This window comes from Microcoleus sp. Pol12B4 (genome assembly GCF_036701385.1).
Lineage (GTDB): Bacteria > Cyanobacteriota > Cyanobacteriia > Cyanobacteriales > Microcoleaceae > Microcoleus.
On sequence record NZ_JAUBQR010000392.1, the window covers coordinates 1 to 2,718 of the forward strand.

The 2,718-nt window shown below is 46.7% G+C and carries 1 protein-coding gene and 3 pseudogenes; all 4 read right to left on the reverse strand.

Translation table 11 applies throughout. The features are described from left to right. A partial coding sequence (locus QUA38_RS28420; protein ID WP_333167773.1) for an ATP-binding cassette domain-containing protein occupies positions 1-350 on the reverse strand: 350 nt, incomplete at its 3' end. Between the two features lie 181 nt (positions 351-531). Beyond that, positions 532-1,101 (reverse strand): annotated as a pseudogene (locus QUA38_RS29560) (DUF6745 domain-containing protein); the annotation flags it as partial. Between the two features lie 627 nt (positions 1,102-1,728). Beyond that, positions 1,729-2,523 (reverse strand): annotated as a pseudogene (locus QUA38_RS29565) (leucine-rich repeat domain-containing protein); the annotation flags it as partial. Positions 2,524-2,586: 63 nt separating this feature from the next. Beyond that, positions 2,587-2,718 (reverse strand): annotated as a pseudogene (locus tag QUA38_RS28430) (ABC transporter permease); the annotation flags it as partial.

Consider the following 2,718-nt stretch of genomic DNA (forward strand, 5'->3'; position numbering starts at 1 on the left):
CGGCGGCGCGGTTGCTGGAGGTTGTAGAGTCGGGCAAAATAGTCTAAATAATCCCAAACAGTCAAGTCGTCGTAGAGAGGAAAGTCATCGGGAAGAAAGCCGATGCGCTGTTTGAGAATTGGGTGCGATCGATCGCGCAATAACCTATCCCCATTGATGTAAATTTCCCCTGTAGTCGGTTCCTCAGCCGCCGCCAACATCCGCAGCAAAGTAGTTTTCCCGGCACCGTTGGGGCCGATCAGTCCGCATACTTCGCCTGCTGCTACTTGCAAATCGATGTCATTGATGGCTATATGGCGATCGAATTGTTTTGTCAGTCCGCGAGTTTCTATTGCTAGTTGTTTTGCCATGTTTGGAGGGTGAATGAAGTTTTATCGGTGCATTACTGGCAGGGAAATAGAAGTCTACAACTAGCCTAGCCCGTTCTTCAATGAATTGTCAGCCCCGTTCTGAAATTAAAAATTCAAACGCTTTTATATCTGCTATTCCCGATGCCCACGAGCAGCTAATTTACCTGAGAAAGGCTATATATCAAGTCTGCACGGAAAATTCCTCCGGATCGATATCCCAATTTACCCAGCGAATTGCCTCCCTAGCTGAGTTCAGGTTAGGTGGAACTCTCAAAGCGTGAATGAATCCCGTACTTGGACAAGTCATTTTTAACAAACAAATCGGCTCGACATCATCGGCTTCATCTATTTGTAATAGTGCATATTCCTGCCAACTATCTATTTGTTTGGCTGACAACTCTTGACAAATGCGATCGTAACCAATTCCTTCAATTAACACTCGCCGCACTTCGGCATTCTCTTCTGTTAAAAGCCATTGCGATTGCCATTGATTTGGGTGGACTTTGCCGTATTCTTCAGGCAATCCGACGCCGTGATAATAGTAAAAATTCCATCCGTCCGCAAACTCAATCGCAGGTTCTCCTTCCGCGTGCAAGCGGTTTTGACTGTCAAAGCGCAGGTGGCGGGGGCGATCGCACACCGCGCAAATCTTTTCAAAAGGAAATATCCAACCGCAATGCTCGAAAAGCAGCTTTTGGCAGCGAAGTATTTCTTGTGCTTTGTGGGAGAGATTGATGCCTAATGAAGAGATATACAATTCAGTCAAATAGATTTTTTTAAACAAAGTCGTGGGGGTTTCACGGGATATAATGTCGCAGAAATAATCGGGCGGGGTATCCGACATCGTTTGTTCCGATCGCACATGGCTGCTAGTAAATTGGTTGATTAGCGAACTCAGTGTGCTGTCTGCTTCGGACTCGATCGTCATGCCCTCTAGCTCATACTCCCACACCGCCGCACTTGCAAATTCTCTCACAATCGATGAGGACATCCATTTCCAGTCTAGCTTTTTCCCCAATCTATTCCAATACCCTTCGTTTGACCAGTTTTGTGAAGGGTCGGCTTTGAGCACCAATTTGAAAATTTGGAGATAAGCGTCGGGGGGACTGCTGCAAATAATAACTTCGGGTTCTTCTAGGCCAATAGCGGCGTAGGCAACTTTGACTGCTGCTATGGCTTTTTGAGCATCAATTGGTCTAGTCGAGAGAGTAAGATGTTTCTGCGCGAGTTCGCCTAATACGCTGAAAGTGATAATTGGATTGCGGCTGAGAATCAGTGTTGTCAGATTGGTGAGTTCGCGCAAGGCTCTGATATCGGTAATTTTAGCGCTGTCGAGAGACAGTGTTGTCAGATTGGTGAGCAAGCCGAGGGAGCTGATGTCGCTAATTTTATTGCTGTCGAGATGCAGTTCTGTCAGATTGGTGAGCGAGCCGAGCGAGCTGATGTCGCTAATTTTATTGCTGTAGAGACGCAGTGTGGTCAGATTGGTGAGCGAGCTGAGAAAGCTGATATCGGTAATTCCATTGCTGTTGAGATCGAGTGTTGTCAGATTGGTGAGCGAGCCGAGAAAGCTGATGTCGCTAATTTGATTGTCCCAGAGACGCAGTGTTGTCAGATTGGTGAGCGAGCCGAGACAGTTGATGTCGCTAATTTGATTGTCCCAGAGACGCAGTGTTGTCAGATTGGTGAGCGAACCGAGGAAGCTGATGTCGATAATTGGATTGTCGTTGAGATGCAGTGTTGTCAGATTGGTGAGCGAGCCGAGGAAGCTGATGTCGCTAATTTGATTGTCCCAGAGATACAGTTCTGTCAGATTGGCGAGCGAGCCGAGGGAGCTGATGTCGGTAATTTGATTGTAGCTCAGATGCAGTGCGGTCAGATTGGTGAGCGAGCCGAGGGAGCTGATGTCGGTAATTTGATTGTAGTCGAGATGCAGTGTGGTCAGATTGGTGAGCGAGCCCAGGAATCCGATGTCGGTAATTCTATTGTTGTTGAGATGCAGTTCTGTCATGCTTGAAAGTATCTGCTCCGCTGCTTGTGCGTCATCAGTGCCAGCCTTTTCTAACAACACTTTAACTGTGTGCCTTGCCTCTTGTGAAAGGCTGTCAATATGCCTGCAGCAGTCCGCAAACCGGCTAAAACTTATTGGCTCGTTTGGTTGTTTTTCAGACATAAAACACTCCTAGAGGAACAAAATTTGAGTCGCGATTGACATCTTCTCACTGAGTGAAGTCTGTTATTTCAAATCTTCCAGCTTAATCCGAGGATCGACAGCTTTTAGCAGCAAATCTGCCAACAAATTCCCCACAATCAACATCGTCGCACCCATCATCAAACTTGCCATTACTAAATACAAATCTTGATTGTT